Annotated in this window: 18 protein-coding genes and 1 pseudogene; 4 read left to right on the plus strand and 15 right to left on the minus strand. The window is 69.8% G+C overall.

The window, feature by feature from the left end; genetic code table 11:
* From NBV68_RS09655 to NBV68_RS09675, 5 genes are all read right to left on the minus strand, one after another.
* The coding region (locus tag NBV68_RS09655; protein WP_296309227.1) for a Wzz/FepE/Etk N-terminal domain-containing protein at positions 1-428 on the minus strand (428 nt) is incomplete at its 3' end.
* A gap of 91 nt (positions 429-519) precedes the next feature.
* Complete coding sequence (locus NBV68_RS09660; protein WP_296309229.1) at positions 520-1,854, minus strand: O-antigen ligase family protein; 1,335 nt, start codon at positions 1,852-1,854, stop codon at positions 520-522.
* Positions 1,855-1,921: 67 nt separating this feature from the next.
* On the minus strand, positions 1,922-2,236 hold the full coding sequence (locus NBV68_RS09665) for a hypothetical protein (RefSeq protein ID WP_296309231.1): 315 nt from the start codon (positions 2,234-2,236) through the stop codon (positions 1,922-1,924).
* A gap of 109 nt (positions 2,237-2,345) precedes the next feature.
* On the minus strand, positions 2,346-3,074 hold the full coding sequence (locus tag NBV68_RS09670; RefSeq protein WP_296309234.1) for a polysaccharide biosynthesis/export family protein: 729 nt from the start codon (positions 3,072-3,074) through the stop codon (positions 2,346-2,348).
* Positions 3,071-4,279: a nucleotidyltransferase family protein gene (locus NBV68_RS09675; protein WP_296309240.1), complete on the minus strand. Its 1,209-nt coding sequence runs from the start codon at positions 4,277-4,279 to the stop codon at positions 3,071-3,073. Before NBV68_RS09675 ends, NBV68_RS09670 begins: the two co-directional genes overlap by 4 nt.
* Before the next feature lie 10 nt (positions 4,280-4,289).
* Here NBV68_RS09675 and NBV68_RS09680 point away from each other — a divergent pair, with 10 nt between their 5' ends.
* Entirely contained in the window at positions 4,290-4,607 is a 318-nt protein-coding gene (locus NBV68_RS09680; RefSeq protein WP_296309242.1) for a hypothetical protein, read from the plus strand.
* Positions 4,608-4,624: 17 nt separating this feature from the next.
* On the opposite strand, the gene NBV68_RS09685 is transcribed toward NBV68_RS09680, so the two are convergent.
* From NBV68_RS09685 to NBV68_RS09715, 7 genes are all read right to left on the minus strand, one after another.
* Positions 4,625-5,140: a GNAT family N-acetyltransferase gene (locus tag NBV68_RS09685; RefSeq protein ID WP_296309243.1), complete on the minus strand. Its 516-nt coding sequence runs from the start codon at positions 5,138-5,140 to the stop codon at positions 4,625-4,627.
* Positions 5,141-5,162: 22 nt separating this feature from the next.
* Positions 5,163-5,672: a tail fiber protein gene (locus NBV68_RS09690; RefSeq protein WP_296309246.1), complete on the minus strand. Its 510-nt coding sequence runs from the start codon at positions 5,670-5,672 to the stop codon at positions 5,163-5,165.
* A gap of 52 nt (positions 5,673-5,724) precedes the next feature.
* Entirely contained in the window at positions 5,725-6,270 is a 546-nt protein-coding gene (locus NBV68_RS09695; RefSeq protein ID WP_296309247.1) for a tail fiber protein, read from the minus strand.
* A gap of 37 nt (positions 6,271-6,307) precedes the next feature.
* Entirely contained in the window at positions 6,308-6,832 is a 525-nt protein-coding gene (locus NBV68_RS09700; RefSeq protein ID WP_296309248.1) for a tail fiber protein, read from the minus strand.
* A gap of 475 nt (positions 6,833-7,307) precedes the next feature.
* Complete coding sequence (locus NBV68_RS09705; protein WP_296309250.1) at positions 7,308-9,245, minus strand: asparagine synthase-related protein; 1,938 nt, start codon at positions 9,243-9,245, stop codon at positions 7,308-7,310.
* 36 nt (positions 9,246-9,281) lie between these two features.
* On the minus strand, positions 9,282-9,557 hold the full coding sequence (locus NBV68_RS09710) for a PqqD family protein (RefSeq protein WP_296309254.1): 276 nt from the start codon (positions 9,555-9,557) through the stop codon (positions 9,282-9,284).
* A 54-nt stretch (positions 9,558-9,611) separates the two neighbouring features.
* Entirely contained in the window at positions 9,612-10,838 is a 1,227-nt protein-coding gene (locus tag NBV68_RS09715; protein WP_296309257.1) for a hypothetical protein, read from the minus strand.
* A gap of 45 nt (positions 10,839-10,883) precedes the next feature.
* Here NBV68_RS09715 and NBV68_RS09720 point away from each other — a divergent pair, with 45 nt between their 5' ends.
* Positions 10,884-11,528 (plus strand): aspartyl/asparaginyl beta-hydroxylase domain-containing protein, encoded by a 645-nt coding sequence (locus tag NBV68_RS09720; RefSeq protein ID WP_296309259.1) that lies wholly within the window; start codon positions 10,884-10,886, stop codon positions 11,526-11,528.
* Here NBV68_RS09720 and NBV68_RS09725 read toward each other — a convergent pair.
* The 3 genes from NBV68_RS09725 to NBV68_RS09735 are packed head-to-tail and all read right to left on the minus strand — an operon-like array spanning position 11,480 to position 13,763.
* On the minus strand, positions 11,480-11,914 hold the full coding sequence (locus tag NBV68_RS09725) for a lasso peptide biosynthesis B2 protein (RefSeq protein WP_296309263.1): 435 nt from the start codon (positions 11,912-11,914) through the stop codon (positions 11,480-11,482). The genes NBV68_RS09720 and NBV68_RS09725 overlap by 49 nt on opposite strands.
* Positions 11,911-12,810 (minus strand): sulfotransferase domain-containing protein, encoded by a 900-nt coding sequence (locus NBV68_RS09730; RefSeq protein ID WP_296309266.1) that lies wholly within the window; start codon positions 12,808-12,810, stop codon positions 11,911-11,913. The genes NBV68_RS09725 and NBV68_RS09730 overlap by 4 nt, the downstream gene beginning before the upstream one ends.
* Positions 12,807-13,763 carry a hypothetical protein gene (locus NBV68_RS09735; RefSeq protein WP_296309268.1) on the minus strand — a complete coding sequence of 319 codons (957 nt, stop codon included), beginning with the start codon at positions 13,761-13,763 and terminating at the stop codon, positions 12,807-12,809. Before NBV68_RS09735 ends, NBV68_RS09730 begins: the two co-directional genes overlap by 4 nt.
* 209 nt (positions 13,764-13,972) lie before the next feature.
* Here NBV68_RS09735 and NBV68_RS09740 point away from each other — a divergent pair, with 209 nt between their 5' ends.
* Positions 13,973-16,597, plus strand: coding sequence for a M14 family metallopeptidase (locus NBV68_RS09740; RefSeq protein ID WP_296309270.1), 2,625 nt, complete (start codon positions 13,973-13,975; stop codon positions 16,595-16,597).
* 43 nt (positions 16,598-16,640) lie between these two features.
* Positions 16,641-17,036 (plus strand): annotated as a pseudogene (locus tag NBV68_RS09745) (hypothetical protein); the annotation flags it as partial.

Genomic DNA, 17,036 nt, shown 5'->3' on the forward strand with positions numbered 1-17,036 from the left:
AAGGCGGGGTCTTCGGCCAGCTTCAGATCGCGCGCCACCCGTTCGGCCAGCGCGCGGCTGCGCAGGATGCCGAACTGGGTCTGGAGATATTGGTCATCATTGCGGAAGCGCTGCTGCGGCTGGTTGCGGCTGCCGAGGATCTGCGCGGGCTGGGCGTTGATCTGCAAGGTGGCCTCGGCGCGATATTCGCGGGTCGCCAGCAGGGTGAAGATGATCGCGAGTGCGATCGCCAGGCCGAGCGTGCCCAGCACCAGCCAGCGATGCCGCAGCACCACCTTGAGGGCCATGTCGATATCGACGAGCGATGCGCCCGGGGCGGGCTGTTCGGTCGCTGCCCCCCCTGCCCGCGCGAAAGAGAGTCCGCCCAGCCGCCGCTGCTCGCGGGTTTCGCCGGCTTCGCGCGCGATTCCCGCCCCGATCTCGGTCACTCGTCGCAAGCTCCCATGATAGCGGCGTCCCGCTTTGCGTGTGACGGAATGGCAGGGATGCCATCCGAGGTAAAGTGGCAAAACCGGCTGATCACAAGGTTATACGGAGATGTCGGGGATCATCCTGCGGGGCCTCGGATTGGCCCGCGGCGGGGGCTTGCGCGGCCTCGTCCCGGCGCGCAGCGATGATGCCGGCCGCAGCTGCCAGCAGGGCGAGGGCCGCCGTGCGCAGCGGATAATCAACCAGCGAATGCGCCAGCACCACCCCGAGCATGATGACCCCTGCCCGCGCGCCGGCGCAGCCGGGCCCGCCGCGCCAGGCGGCGAAGGCAGCCACCGCCCACCAGCCGATCGCCGCCAGCACCAACGCTGCGCCCGGCGCGCCATATTCGAGCAGCACCTCGGCATAATCATTGTGGGCGTGGTTGCGGTATTCCGGGGTTGTCACAGCCGGATCCTCGTGATGCTGGTAGACCCGAAGGAAGCTGCCGCCCCCGCTGCCGACAGGAAAGTGGTCGCGCGCGGCTTCGAGCGTGGTGACAATGATGAACGGGCGCTGCTGCTCGATCCCGCCCGGCGCAGGCGCAGCCGGGGCGATCGCAAGCCACAGTCCGGCCGCCGCGCCGAGCGCCGCGCCTGCCCCCAGCAGCGCGAGCCAGGGGGCCCGTGCGCGTGCCGGGGCATGGATTGCAGCGAGGCTGACCGCGGCCGCGACAATGGCAAGGCCGATGCCCGCTCTCGACCCGGTGAGCACCGGGCCGCCCGTCAGGATCGCTGCCAGCACGCCGCCGCGCCAGCGCTTGTCCCGCCCCGCCAGCAACACCGCACAGGGGATAGCCATCACCAGCAGCGTGGCAAGGTGGTTGCGGTTGGCGAACAGCCCTGTCGCCTTGCCGGGGTTGGTGATGGCATAGGGCTGGAGCACCGTGCCCTCGCCGTCGAGCAACTGCATGATCCCGAGCAGGATGGAACCGATCGCCACTACCACCACTGCCGCCAGCGCCCGCTGCACCCCGCGCGGAGAGGCGGCGGCGAACAGCGCCAGCCCGGCCGCCGGCACGAGCAGGCTGGCGAGCACTGCCAGTGTCGCGTCGGGATCGAGCGAGAGCGGCATCCACGGCAGCGCCGCGCCCGCCAAGGCGAAGCCCTCTGCCACCGCGCCGCGCTGCGGCAGCTGCGTCCAGAGCGAGGGCGGGAGCGGGATCAGCTGGAGGATCGGCAGGCAGACAGCTGCTGCCCCCAGCGCCAGCAGGGCGCGCGGGACAGGCAGGGCAGCGCGCGATGCGATCAGCACGAGGAGCAGGATCGCCGCGAGCCACTGGAGCACGAGATTGGCCCAGATCCCGCCCGAACTCGATCCGCCCAGCACCAGAGCGCAGAGCACAAAGGCTGGCGCAAGCCAGTCGGACAGGATGGGACGATTCACTGCGCCATCATCGGCTTGTGCGATACGTGGAGCGGTGCCTCAAACTCAGGCGACCGCGCGCGGATGATCAGGGGCTGCTGGAGCCGGCGCCCGCAGCAACCGCCACGCCGACGGCCACGACACCGACGCCGGCGACCACCGGAAGGGCATCCCCACCCAGAAAGCCGCCTTCCTCACCGCCCGCGGGGCAGCCGTTGCCGGCGCTGTCGGGGACGCAATCCTCCGCCTGTGCGGCAGCCAGACCGAGCACGGCGCGGTTGTTGAGCTGGCCGAATTCGACCGGCTTCACCGGCGCGAAGGGCACCGCAGTCGCCGCAACGGCACCGGCGGCGCTGCCCAAGGCGAGCACCCCAATCATCAGTCCGGCGATGGTCTTGCGCATGGTGGCACCCTCTGTTCGGTCAGCGTGTATCGGATCAGGATAGCCTTACTATCCTTCAACTCTTTAGTTTCTATCACCTTGCCGCACCCGGCGCAACCGGATAGGGGGATCAACGGAAGGGCTGGAAGAGCGCGACGAGCGGGAGCGTCTGGATCAGCAGCGTCCATGTCGCGCTGAGCGAGGAGCCGTCGACCACGACGATGTCGTCCGGATAGATCGCGGGGTCGTCCATCTTGCCGTCGCGAATCGATTCGATATCGAAGCTCGCCGCCATGCGCTGGCCTTCGATCGTGCGGAACACCACCACGCGGTGCGGATTGGCGCCCTGCGCCGTGCCGCGCGCCATCGCGATGGTCTGGAGCAGCGAGACCTGACCCGTCACGGGGTAGAGGCCGGGCTGCACCACCGACCCGTCGACCGTGATCAACCGGGCCACGGGGGTCTTGAGCATGACCTGGACGTCCGGGCTCTGCAGGTAGCGCGCGCCGAGCGCTGAGGCGATGTCGGTCTCCAGCTGGTCGGCGGTCTTGCCCGCGGCGACGAGCGCACCGATCAGCGGCACCTTGATGCGCCCGGTGTTGTCCACCACCTGCTCGCCCGAGAGGTCGGCGACCCGGTAGACCTTGACCTCGATCACGTCGCCCGGGCCCAGCACCGTGGGCAGCTGCGGCAGCTTGTTGGCGAGCGGATCGGGCGCGGTGAAACCGGGCGGGTCATAGGGAATGTCCCCCCCGCGCCCGGCACAGGCGGCCAGCACCACGGCCAGCAGCGCTGCCGAGACAATCCGGCAGAAGCGGTCCATGGCGGCCCGCGCGTAATCGGAAAATGCGCCCCTCATGGAGCGGTGTTACCTGCTCGCCGGGCCTCGCGCAACCGCCGCCCGCGCGCTGCCCGGCGGCGAAGCAGCAACGGCACGCGCAGCACGGGATAAAGCCATATCAAACCCTTGGGCAGCGCCACCTGTGCAATATCCTCGCCCGCCAGCACCAGCCGGCGCAGCACCGCCAACCGCCCGCGCCAACCGGCCGCGACCAGCAGCTTGGCGAGCATCTCGGCCCAGCCGCGCCACGGCGTCGTCTCGAGCTCGCGCGCGCCCTCGCCCGCCTGGATGATGCGCCGCGCGATCCACAGCACGCCTGCGATCCGCAGCCCGCGCGGGCGCACGAAGCCGGGCGGCGGGGCAAGGCCGAACAGTTCCTGCGCCAGGATCACCGCAGAGCCGGCCGCGATCCGTCCACCGCCACGCGCGGCATGGGCCCACAGCCGCCCGCCACCGTCCGGGCTGCGATGAAGCAGCGCGGCGACATCGGCGAGCCACTTGATCCGTGCCCAGCCATGCGCCGCCCCGTGGGTGGCCAGATAGAGGAACAGCGCCGCGTCATCGAGCACCCGCACGCTTCTGCCCGGCGCCAGCGCAAGGCTCGCCAGCGCCGTGACCGGCGGCATCAGCGGCTCGGCCAGTTCGTCCGACAGGCGCCAATGCAGCTCCAGCACCTGCCCGGTTTCCGGATGGCGATGCAGCGAATCCTTGGCGGCGCGGCAGAACAGCGCCAGCCGTGCGCCCGTGAGCGGGGTCGGCGGGTTGACCTGCCGCCATCCGGCGCGCGCCAGCACCTCCCACGCCGCAGCGACATCCTGCGGGCGCACCAGCAGGTCGATATCGACCGCCCCGCGCAGCAGCGGCGATCCGAAGGCCTGCTGCGAGAGCGTCACGCCCTTGAGCAGCAGCACAGGGATGCCGCCGCGCTCCAGCGCCTCGGCAAGATCGAGCGCGGCGCCCATCTGCTGCAATGCCCTCCGCCGCGCGGCCGCGGCCTGGCGGGCGAGCGTGTCCGGGACCACCTGCCCCGCCTCCTCCAGCCGCGCCGCGACCAGTGCGGAGACCTGATGGCGCCGCGCGACCCGCGCCAGCAGCCCGGGATCGACCGCCGCCGCATCCGGCAGGGCCTGCGCTGCGGGGGCGAGGCAGGCGCACACCAGTTCAAAGGCTTGCATGCCTTGCGTCGTCCGCTTCGACTTGATCGGGGGGCGTGCTTCAGCCACGCTGCGGCCCATGACGAATCAGCCAGAAGCGGCCGCCCCGCCCCTCACCCTCGAGCTCTTCCAGCCGGAAGTGGGCAGCACCTTCACCGTCGCCTTCCCCGATGCCCGCTTCGACCTCGAACTGCGCGAGGCGACGGCGCTGGGTTTTCGTGATCCGCATGTCCATTCGCGCCATCCGTTCACGCTGCTGTTCGTCTGTCCCGACCGCCGGGCGCTCGCCCAGGGCACCTATGCGATAGACCATGAGCGGCTGGGAATGCTCGAAATTTTTCTCGTGCCTGTCGGTGCCGACACGGCCGGGGTGCAATACGAGGCGATCTTCAACTAGCGTTCCGCCGCCTTACCCTAAGGCAGCGGGATCTCCATTTCGATGTAGAAGCCCCGGGGCTCGCCGACCGCGACGAAACCCAGCCGTTCATAGAGCCGCCTGGCCGGATTGTAGCTCTCGACAAAGATGCTGAGCACCTTGCCGGCAGCCCGCGCATCGGCCGCAAGGCCCTGCAACAGGGCGGTGCCGACGCCTGCGCCGCGTTCGGCCGGATCGATCAGGATGTCGACGATGTGCAGCATCGTCTCGCCCTCCTGCGTGTAGAGCCGTCCGATCGGCGCGCCGCCGCGCGTGATGACGTCGAAGGCGACATTCTCGAGCGCGGTGCGGTAGTGGCGGCGCTGCGCGTCGAACTGCATCGCCACGAAGGCCTGCTTCTGCGCCGCGGTCCAATCGGCGACCTGATCGAGCTCGGCGGCCCGCGTGGTGGCGTAGAGCGCAAGCAGGTAGGGATCGTCCGCCGCGGTCTCGGGCCGCAGCGCCATGCCTTGCGCCGCCAGCGCCGGCGGGATGCGAACGAGCGCGCTGCGCATCGCTGTGCTCACGTCCGGACGATCAGTTGCGCGCGGGGTATACCCCTTGCGTCGCGATGCAGAAATTGATCGCGAGATAGGGCTGCATGTTCTCATGCGGCTGTCCGCCGCCACTGGGAGAAATCGAGCTCGCAATCATCGCGGTGTCGGGCGTGACCGGGTCGATGTAGATGTTGTTCGGCGCCGACAGGCCGAGCAGCGCCTGGGGCGAGGGCGGCGCGACATTCTGCGCCGGATTGGGTGGGGTCAACGTGCCGGAATTGAGCACGTGGTTGTGCGCCGGAATCTGCGCCGTTGTCAGGGCGACGGTGGTGGAACCCCCGACCTGGCCAACGCTCTGCGGCGTCAGGCCGCCGGCGGTGCCCGCTCCGATTGCGGCGCGAACGCGCAGGTCCGGCAGCCCGAAGGTGGTCGTCCCGTTACCGCCGAAACTGACGCCGAGGATCGAGAACAGCGCCGTGTTCTGCTGGATCGGCAACACCGCGCCGTTGCACAATGCCCAGCCGCGCGGGTTGTAGTCGAAGGCGAACAAGCGAATCTCGCCGATAAATGGTTCCATGATCGTCTCCTGACCTGCGCGGGGCCTAGTTCCGGGCGGGCCAGAGGCCCTCGGTGGCAATGATGTAGTTGATCGCCTGTGTGGGCATCATGTTGCTATGCGGCTGGTTGCCGCCGGTCATACTGATGCTCTGCGGGGCCATCGGCGCGGGATTGACGCCGCTGGTGCCGGGCACGACGTAAAGGCTCGGCGTCGCGCCGGACTCGACCGGGGTGGCGAGCATGACCGTCGACCCCGGCGACATCGCCGCACCGGTTGCCGCGGTGGCATTGAGACCATGCTGGTGCGCAGGAATCTGCGAGGCATCGAGCAAGACCTGTTCGGTCCCGCCGGTCTGCCCCATCGCGTAGTCTGAAAGACCGCCGCCCTGCCCCTGGCTCAGCGGCACGCGCGAGCGCAGGTCCGGAACCGCAAAGGTGTTCACGCCATCGCCGCCGTAGGTCGTGCCGATCAGTGCGAACAGCGTGTCGTAGTTTGCGATCGCAAGCAGCCTGCCGTCACAGAAGGCCCAACCGCGCGGTGCGAAGGTACCGCCGAACAGCCGGATTTCGCCAATGAATGCATTCGACATTGCTGCCCCCCTTGAAATTCGCCGCTGCCGGCCCGGTTCAGTTCCTGCTCGGGAAAATCCCGGTCAGCGCGATGCAATAGTTGATCGTGAGGAAGGGCTGCCGGTTTTCATGCGGCCCGTTGCCCCCGGTAAGGCCGATAGAAGCGGGGCTGAGCGCCGTGACCTGACCGGGTGCCGCGTAATATTCGGCATTGGTCGAGGTGTCGGTGGCGAGCATGCGGCCTGTGGGCACGCGCCGCGTGGCGACCTGCGTGCTGGCCGTGAGCGCGTGATCGTGGGCGGGCAGGCTCGTGCCCGACAGCGTCACGTTTTCCACGCCGCCGACCTGTCCGAGCGCCATCTGGCCTGATTGCGGCGAGGTGCCGTAGCCGACCGGAACCCGTCCGCGCAGGTCCGGCAGGGCGAAAGTCGTGGTACCATTGCCCCCATAGGTCACGCCGATCAGCGCGAACAGCGCCTGGCTTTGCGCGATCTGCATGAGCTGCCCGTTGCACTCGGCAAAGCCCCGCGGCGCATAATCGAAGGCAAACAGACTGATCTGCCCGACGAACACATCCGACATTCGGCACCCCCCTAAAAGACTGCCGGGCAATGCCGGCTCATCCCCTTAGCGCCGCGCAGCCCTGACAAACCGTCAGAGGGCGTCGCGACTCCGTAATATCAAGGATTTGCCCGATCCGATACGTTTATTTCGGAAATCCCGCGCCAAGCCTTTCAAAATGTCCCTCCGGCCGCGGGCCGCGACCTCGCAAATGGCAGGCTTGAAGGTATTACAGAGACATACTGATTGCCAAATACCGGTCCTTGTGCCAAAGCCCGCGCATCGCCCATGGCGGCACATTCCCGGGACGCAGCGCCCGGATTTCGGGGAAGATGATGATGGTCGGCACCAACAGCGCAAGCGATGCAGTTGCAGGCAGAACCGCACCCGGCGCCCGCGCCCCATGGAAGACTCCGCGTGTGATCGTATCCGATCTGGGCGATGCGCGCGCCAACACGATCATCCCGGGCGGCGACGGCAGCGTGTCGAGCTACCCCTACGGCTCCTGACTCGGGCCGTTCCCGCGCGAAAACCAGTTCACGAACCGCGCGATCAGCATCGCGTTGGCCGCACCACTGGTTGCGATCGGGTTGCTCCGGCCTTCGCGGCTTGAGCCCGCCTCGGTGACTGCAGCGCGCAGCTTGCCGACATCGACATAGCGCGCCGCCGGACTCTCCGGCCCTGCCTCTTCCAGCATCGCTAGCGCCGCAGGCAGGCTCTGGGCGAACATCGCCTCCTGACCGGGGCGCTCCGGCGTGTTGCCCGGCTGGCGGGCGATCAGGCTGGGCGGCAGGCAATCGGCCAGAGCCGTGCGCGCCAGCCAGCGTTCGCGGCCGTCGCGGAATTGCAGATGCTCCGGGATCGCCAGCGCCAGCGCGACGATGCGGATGTCGTGGAATGGCCGGGTGAAGTCGAGCCCCTGCGCCGCCGCGATGGTGGCCGGCGTCGGGGGCCCGAGCATCATCATGCGTTGCATGTGCAGCCAGCGCGCCTGCCAGCGCTGCCATGCGACGCGCGGGTGCCGCAGGCGGCGCGGATCGACCATGCCGCCGGCGACATGCCGCAGGGCAAAATCGCCCTGCACATAGCGCCGTTGCCACAGCGGCACGCTGGCGTCGCGCCAGTCGAAGATCGCGCGCATCAGGCGCTGCGGCACCAGCGGACGCAGCACGTCGCCATAGAGGATTGCCGCAAGGCTGCGGCGGGTGAAGGCGCGCCGCGCCCTGAGCTCGCGCCAGAAGCGCCGCAGGTGCCCGCGCCGCAGGATCCGCCCCAGCATCCCGGCATCGAGCATGTTGACCGTGTAATCGCCCCCGTGCCCGTCCATCGCCAGACGCGCGCCTTCGCGCCGCCCCAGCGCAAAGCCGGCGGCACGCACATAATTGAAGGTGACGCACTCGCCGCTGCGCGCGAAGCTCTCCTCCAGCCGGGTGAGCAGCGAATCCTCCCCGCGCGAAACCGTGTGGAGCGCCAGCCCCGGCATGCCCGCGAAGGCCTCCGCCAGCGCGCGCGAATCGCCCCGCGGGCTGGATTCGCCCTCGTTGAGGACCGAGGTCACCGCGATCATCGCCTGCCCGCGTGCGGCCATGATCGGCGCGGCGACAGCGGCGATGGTGCCGCTGTCGAAGCCGCCGCTGAACATCAGGCAGGGCGGCTTCTCGAGCCGCCGCACCCGGCAGGCGATCGCCTCGGTGACCACCGCGCGATAGGCTTCGAGGTAGTAGGCATTGTCCTTGCCGAGATGCTCGGGCGCGGCCTGCGGCTCCCAGAAGCGCCGCTCCCCGCCGCCGCCGGCATCGTCGAACCAGCGCAAGTTGCCGCCGGGCAGATAGGTCACGCCGTCATACAGCGTGACATCGGGATCGGGATCGACCGGCACCAGCAACCGCCGCGCAATCCCCGCCTCGCTGAGCGCGCGCGGCACCTCGGGCAGAGCGAAAAGCGCAGGTATCTCGCTGGCAAAGGCGACGATCTGCTCGCCCGCGTGAAGATAGAGCCCGCGCTGGCCCATGCCGTCGCGCGCCAGATAGAGCCGCCTGGCCCGGTGATCGCGCAAGGCAATGGTGAAATCGCCGATCAGCTTGCCGAGGCAAGCATCACCCCAGTGCCGCCATGCCGCCAGCAGCACGTCGCTGTCGGCCATCTGCGCCAGCGCGTCATCGCCGATGCCGAGCTCGCTAGCCAGCGCCTCGCGGTTGTCGAGCCTGAGATCGGCGACCAGCGTCACGCCTGCCGCCGGATCGTGGAGCGGCTGCGCCTCGAGCCGGTCCTCGCGGGTCACCCGCATCAGGCAGTGCCCGAGCCCGGCATTGTCGAGCGCCAGCACCCGCGACCCGTCCGGGCCCCGGTGGGCGAGGATGCGCGCCATGGCCTCCAGCGCGCGCTCCTCCACCGCCCCGCCATCGCGGCGCAGCACCCCGAAGATCGCGCTCATCCCGACGCCGTCCTGCCCCCGGAGGCTCCCACGGCCTTACTCCGACTGCGCGAGCGTGCGGGTGATCGCCTTGTGGGATTCGAGCTCATCGAGAAAGGCCGCGACCTCGGCGCGGCACTGCGCCTCCTCGACCTCGAATTCGGCGAGCAGCCGCGTGCAGATCGCGTCGGCATCGCGCTCCTCGTCGAGCAGGTCCCAGATCCGCGCGCCGACCGCGTCGAGACCGATATAGCTGCCCAGCGCGGCGTTCATCATCATCAGCTCGTCGCCCGCGCGCGCGCACAGCCAGTCGGTCGATTTGCTAATCATCATCGGGCCTTGCTCCTGTCCTCGCCGGTCACTGAACTAGGGAAAGACGGGCCCGCGTCAATCGCCGATGCGCGTCGCCAGCGCGCGCAGCCGGGCGACGGCGGGCGCGAGATGCCGGTCGCTGGCAGCGATCACCGCCGCAGAGGCGCGCTGGCGGGGCGGGCGCTGGTGGGGATCGAAGCTCTGGTGGGGCTGCTTGGCATCGCGCCGCAGCGCTTGGGCGATGCACTCGGCATCGGCAGCGTCGGGCATGATCCCGAAATGCGGCAGGATGCGCGTCAGGAAAGCCTCCGGCAGCTGAGCATAGTCGATCAGCATCCCGCCCCCGATCCCGGCATGATCGGCCGCGCGGTGGCAAATCGCGGCGAGCACCCGCGCGGCAAAGTCGAGCCCGGGCCGCGCTCCCGGTTCCGCGATCCCGACCATCGCGGCATGCGGCCCCGGCAAGGTCTGCCCGCCCGGCATGCGCTCGTGCGACATCAGCACTTCTACGGGATCGCGATAGAGGAATATCCACGGCGTCTCGGGAAAGGCGGCGCGCAGCAGCGGCAAGGCACCGGCGTGCCAGCAATCGGTCTTGAGAAAGCGGCGCCGCACGGGCGCGCCGCGTTCGCTTGCCAGCGCCGCCGCCATGCCGCGCAGCAGTGCGACTCGCGTCTCGAGCGGAAGATCGGCGCGCGCAGTGCAGAATTGCAGCAGGTCATCGAAGGGCGCGGGCTCGGACAGGACGAGATGCCCCGGCATGGCGCCCAGCGCCTGCGCCACCAGCGTCGAGCCGCAGCGCGACATGTGGAACACCAGCCCATCGAGCACGGCCTCGCCCGCCTCGCCCGCCAAGGCAAGGCGCTCCAGCGGCGTCCTCCAGGCGAGCAGGCGCGAGACGGGGTGCTGCCGCGCCTTGCGCAAGGGATATTCGAAGAACGGATCGTCGAGCGGCGCTCCGGCGAAATGGGCCCATTCGACCACCGCCTGCGCGCCGTCGGTGCCGAGGCCCACCGGCAGCCATTGCTCCGAGGGCGGGTGATCCCCCGTCACCGCGCGCAGGGCCAAGCGGTCGAGGCCCAGCGGATCGGGCCGCAAGAACTGCACCAGCGCCTCGGGCGCGACGGCCGTGCCGCTGGCTGCGGCAAGCTCGCACAGCGCGGCAATCGCCGCATCGCGCGGGAGAGCCGCGATCCGGTCGATCAAGGCGCCGTCGCCGAGCAGCGCGTGGCGCAGCGTTGCGATGGCCGCCGCATCGGGAATCGGCGGTTGATAGGGCGGGATGCCTGATCCATGATCCATGCGCGGATCCTAGCCCGGCCCCGCAGCGGAGAACAATGCCCGGCCATGCGCGCAGCCCCTGCCTTCCCGCTCGCCGAACTGCCCGACCGACTGCGCCTGCCGCTCGCCTTCGATCCGGCGCGCATGGCGGCCGAAGTCGCACAGATCGCCGCCGCGGACTGGACCCCGCACTTCGTCCGCGACAATTACGAGGGCGGATGGAGCATCCTCCCGCTGCGCTGCAAGGCGGGCGCGACGCACCCGATCATGATGGCCGTCTCCGACCCTTCCGCGACCGTGTTCGAGGATACGCCGTGGCTGGCCCGCTCGCCCTACCTGCGCGAAGTCCTCGGCGCCTTTGCCTGCCCGCTGCAATCGGTGCGGCTGATGAAGCTCGATCCGGCCTCGCGGATCAAGCCGCACGCCGACCACGATCTCGACGCCGCGCTCGGCCAGGCGCGGCTGCATGTGCCGGTCACCTCGAACCCGGATGTCGACTTCCGGCTGAACGGCACGCGGGTGGAGATGCAGGCCGGGGAATGCTGGTATCTGCGCCTGTCGGACACCCACGCGATCGACAACCGGGGCGTCGCATCGCGGGTGCATCTGGTGATCGACTGCACAGTCGATGCATGGCTCGCCGCGCTGCTGGCAGGGGCGGCTCACGAACCGAAGCAGCCGATCTCGACCATGCCGGGCGGCAGCGGATAGCCGGTCACGCCGACGCCCGCCGCGGTCAGCCAGGCATGGGTCTCAGGCCGCCCCTGCTGACCACGCTCTGCCCCCATGTGCAGCACCGGCGCGAGCCCATGGGCGCGGCACAGGGCGCGGGCCGCCAGCGCGCGGGCGAGGCAGGCGCATTCGAACGGCAGCCGCCGCGCCGCCGCGTCGACCGCCCAGCGGATTTGTCGCGCGCGGGCCGCATCGCCCGCGGGGTCGGGCCGGGGCGGAGGCTCCATTGTGCCGAGCCGGGCGGCGATGCGCGCGAAGGGTCGCAGCCGCACCTCGGCCGAAGCGGCGCACAGCGCGGCAAGCGCGCGCAGCAGCAGGGCGCGCCGCACCGGGCCGAGCGCGCGCCAACGGGCCATCGCGCTCATCGCCGACCTTCCGGCAGATAGCCGAAGCGGCGCATCATCTCGCCGTGATCGCGCTCGATTGTCGCGCGCAAGGCGTCGCTCAGCTCCTCGCGCCAGCCGCCGCTGCGCCCGCTGCGGAAGAAGCGCCCGGTGCCCAGCTTGACCGGCGCTTCCTTGAAGCCGCTTTCCGCTTCCTGCGCCTGCACCGTCTCGAAGGCGGACCACAGCGCCGCACGCTCCAGCCGTGCAGGATCGACCGAAATGCCGAGACCCGCCAGCACGGCCCCGAGCGCGCCCGCCGCGCCCGCCTGCAGATCCTCGTAGCGCAGCACATGCACCGGCACTTCGTCCTGCTCGATCCAGCTGCGGTAATAGCCGCTCCAGCCGAGCAGCCTTTGCCGCAATTGCAGGGGCTGGCGGTCGCTGCGTCCGGCGAAAGCGCTGTCGGGATCGGCCATCATCGTCGCCGCCTCCTCGAGCGTCTGGCCATTGTGATTTGCGAGCGAGGCGACCACGTCGCGCGGATCACGCACGATCAGCACCGCCGCGTGCGCGATGGCGCCGCCGCCCATCAGCGGCTCGCCCGCCGTGGTGCAGGTCCAGGCGTCGTGGGTCTTGATCCATTGCCATACGCCGAGCGGATCATCTGCGCTTTCCCGCGCAGCGGCGCGCCTCCCGGCGCCTTCGGCTAGGTGGCGGTAGAGCGCCGGGCGCATCGCATCGCATTCCTCGTGGGTGAGCAGGCCCGAGGCGATCAGGCAGGTGTCGTCGAATCGCGGGCGGCTGCTCGCGATCCCGTCACCCGTGCCGATGGTGTTGATGCCGCGCGGCTCCTCGGAGGCGAGGTTGGCGAGCAGCAGGCGCGCCCACGTGTTGCCGCATTTGGGGAAGGAGGCCAGCCAGACGATCGGCTTCAAGCCACGCGCTCCGCAAGGCCGGTGTCCTCCCAGTGCCGGGCGAGGGCGGCGAGCACCTCGTCCATCACTTCGAAGTTCATCGGGCGCACCAGCCGGAACACTCCGCCGGCGCGCTGCGCGGCGGCGGCGGCCTGAAGATAGAGCCCGGCCTGGCCGAGCCGCTCGACCATCGCCGGGCGATAGGCATTGGCCCGGACCGCAATCGCGGCATCGGCGAGATTGAGCGGCGTGATCGTCACCTTCTCGCCCTTCACCAGATCGGGGGCCCGCGCCTCGGCGAGGATATAGATGGCGGCGAGCGGCAGCGCCGCGCCGCTCTCGGCGGGGCTGGCGGCTTGGGGGGCGACGAAGAATTTGCGCAAGGCGCTGCGCACCGGGTCGCCGCTCCGCTCGGCAAGGTCGAGCTTGGTGATCGCCTGTTCCCACAGCTTGTGCGCGCGGCCATCGGGATGGACCAGCACCTCGCCCCCGGCGAGCCCCGAGAGCACGCATTGGTCATCGGCGACATGGCCGAACCCGCGCGCTGCCAGCGCTGCGGCCAGCGTCGACTTGCCCGCGCCCGAGGGGCCGCAGAACAATACCGCCCTGCCCCCCACCGCGACCGCGCTGCCATGCATGATGCAGCGCCCGTGCTGGTGCATCAGCAGGCCGAACCCGCTGCCGCTGATGAAGATGACCGCGTCCTCGGGCCGGGTGTCCCCCTCGCACTGCCAGGTGATCGCGGTGCCGGCATCGAGCGTCATGCGCACGATCCCGGGAATGCGCAGCAGGAAGCGGTCGTCGGCCATCTGCCAATTGGGGCCGGATGCGTCGCAATCGTCGAGCGCCAACGGCACCTCGCCCTGACGGATGCGGACATCGGGAGCAGCCGAGGCGGTGGCGGCGGTCTCGATCAGCCCGGGCATGGCGAGGTCGCTTGTCACCCGCAGCCCCGACATGACGTAGTGGAACATCGCCTATCCCCGACCGGCTTCGCTTGGTTCTCGCTAGCCCCGCGCGGGGGACACGTCCAGCGGCCTCGGCGCGAATTGCGTGCCTTTCCCGAAAGTTCGCGTGCGCAAGGCCCCCGGCCTCCTTCGTCATTCGCCGCTCCCCGCTTGACCGCACGGGGCTTGTCGCGGCAAGCGGGTCAAACTTGCTTCTTGCGGCCAAACGGGGACAGATGATGCGTGACGTAATCCGGGGCTGGAGCCTGATGCTCCTCGCGATGCTCGCCATCGCCCCGCCTGCCGCCGCGCAGTCCTTCGCCAAAGGGCAATTCGATCCCGCGATCCCAACCCTGACCGCCACCGTCGGCCATGCGCCGGGCGCGCGGATCACCTCGCCCGATCAGGCCTATGCCTACCTGAAGGCGCTCGCCGCCGCCGCGCCCGACCGCACGCAATTGGTGCAATATGCGACGAGCTGGGAGGGGCGGCCGCTCTATTACCTCGTGCTTTCGGCCCCGGCCAACATGGCGAGGATCGACGCGATTCGTGCCGACATGGCGACAATCGCCTCGGGACGACCCGGCAACGGCATGGCGATGCCCGTGACATGGCTGACCTACGGCGTGCACGGCAACGAGATCTCCTCGACCGACGCCGCGCTGATGACCGCCTATCACCTGCTCGCCGCCACGGACGATGCGCGCGCCGCCAGGATCATGGCCGGCACCATCACCGTCATCGACCCGATGCAGAACCCCGACGGGCGGGCGCGCTTCGTGAACAATTTCCTCGCCTCGACGGGGATCGCCCCCGACGCCGACCGGCAGGCCGCCGAGCATGACGAGCCCTGGCCCTCGGGCCGCGTCAACCACTACATGTTCGATCTCAACCGCGACTGGTTCACGCTCTCCCAGCCCGAGACGCGCGGTAAGGTCGCGGCGATCCGGCAGTGGAACCCGGTGGTGGTGGTCGACCTTCACGAAATGGGCGGGGACGAGACCTACTTCTTCTCGCCCGCCGCCCAGCCCTTCAGCCCCAACCTCACCCCGGCCCAGATCCGCGCCTACGAGCTGATCGGCCGCTACAACGCCGCCGCCTTCGATGCGCGCGGCGAGCCCTATTTCACCCGCGAGGTCTATGACCTGTTCTACCCCGGCTATGGCGACACCTGGAACGCGCATCAGGGCGCGGTCGGCTCGACTTACGAACAGGGCTCGGCGCGCGGTCTGGTGTTCAAGCGGCGCGACGGAACCGAACTCACCTATGCCGACGGGATCGCCAACCACTTTTCCGCCAGCCTCGCCACAGCAAGCGCGGTGGCGGACAATGCGCAGAAGTTCCTGTCCGATTTCGCCGCCTACCGCGCAGGCAATGCGAACGGCGCGGCGGGCAAGGCGACCTATGTGATCGACCTTGCCAAGCGGCGCTGGAACGCCGAGCGCCTCGGGCGCCGCCTCGCCGCGCAGGGCATCACCGTGCTGCGGCGCGAGGGCGCTGCGAGCGTCTGCGGCAAGTCCTATCCGGCCGGCTACCTCGCCGTGCCGCAGGCCCAGCCCGCCGCGCGGCTGATCCGCAGCCTGCTCGACCGCGACACGCCGCTCCCGCCCGATTTCCTTGCCGAGCAGGAACGCCGCCGCTCGGTCGATCTGCCGCATGAACTCTACGATGTGACCGCCTGGGCGGTAGGGCCGATGGCGGGGGTCGACGTGGCGCTGTGCAATGCCGCCGTCAGCGGCGACGCGATGGCTCCCGACGCGCCGATCGCCGCCAAGGCCGAGGGCAGCGGGGCCTTCGCCATCGCCGTGCCGTGGACCGACAGCGGGCAGGCGCGCCTCGTCACTCTCGCCCTTCGCGAAAGGATCGAGGGCCGCGTGACCGACAAGGCCTTCGCGGTGGGCGGGCGCCAGTGCCCGCGCGGCACCGTGGTCTTCCCCGCGGGGTCGAACACGCCAGAGAAGATGGCGCGCCTCGCCGCATTGGCGCAGGAAGTCGGCGCGACCACTATCGCGCTCGACAGCGGGTGGGTCGACAGCGGGCCCAACCTCGGGAGTGAGCATTTCGTGCGCCTCACCCTGCCGCGCGTGGCGGTGGCGTGGGATGACGGGATCTCGCAGCTTTCCGCAGGGGCGCTGCGCTATGTGCTCGAGCAGCGCATCGGACTGCCGGTGACCCCGATCCGCACCGCTCGCCTCGCCCGCGCCGACCTCTCCGATTACGACGTGGTGCTGGTGCCCGAGGGCGATCCATCCGCCCAGCTTGGCGAGGGCGGGCAGCGCGCCTTGCGCAGCTTCGTTCAGCGCGGCGGGGTGCTCGTGGCGATCGGCGACAGCCTCGAGACATTCAGCAGCGGCGACAATCCGCTCCTCGCCGTCAAGCGCGAAGCGGCGCTGGGCCGCGATCCGGGCGAGGCCGGGGACGCCAAGGGCGATCTTGCCGAAGCGATCGCCATCGCCAGTGACAGCGAATATCGCGAGGCGATCAAGGACCCTGCCGCGCTCCCCGACACGCTGCCGGGCGCGCTCCTCAATGTGGTGAGCGAGCCCGACCACTTCCTCTCGGCCGGCTATGACGAGGGCGCGGTGGTGCTGGCGACGGGGACGCAGATCTTCACCCCTCTGGGCCGCGACAAGGGCATCAACGCGGTGCGCTTTGCCGCGCCGGGCAGCCTCATCGCCAGCGGCTATGTGTGGGACGAGAACCGGCGGCAGATGGCCTACAAGCCCTACCTGATGGCGCAGCCCACCGGGCGCGGGCTGGTGATCGGCTTTGCCCATGATCCCTCGACCCGCGGCTTCCTCGAAGGGCTCGACCTGATGATCGCCAACGCGGTGCTGGTCGCGCCTTCGCGGGTACGCTGAACCGCGCGCGAGAGTGTCCTAGCGGATTGACACGAGTTGTGTCATGCTGACGGGCATGACGCTGTTCCACGCGCTTGTCGTGCTTCATGTCGCCACCGGTGCGGTGGGGCTGACGGCGTTCTGGGGGCCGATCGTCACCCGAAAGGGCGCGGCCAATCACCGCAGATGGGGCCGGGCGGCGTGCTACGGCTTCCTCGGTGCAGGGGCGCTGGCGATAGCGATGGCATTGCTGTCCCTCTACGGGCCCGAATACCGCCACCCCGAAGTCACCGATCGCGCGCTTTATGAAGGGCTGTTCGGGTGGATGATGCTCTACCTCGGCGTGCTCACCATCGGCTTTGTCGACTATGGTCTGGCCGTGGTGAAGCACAGCCGCAATCGGCGAGCACTGCGCGCGCCCCGCTATCAGGCGGTGATCGCGGCGGTGATCACGAGCGGC

Source organism: Erythrobacter sp. (genome assembly GCF_023653175.1).
GTDB lineage: Bacteria > Pseudomonadota > Alphaproteobacteria > Sphingomonadales > Sphingomonadaceae > Erythrobacter.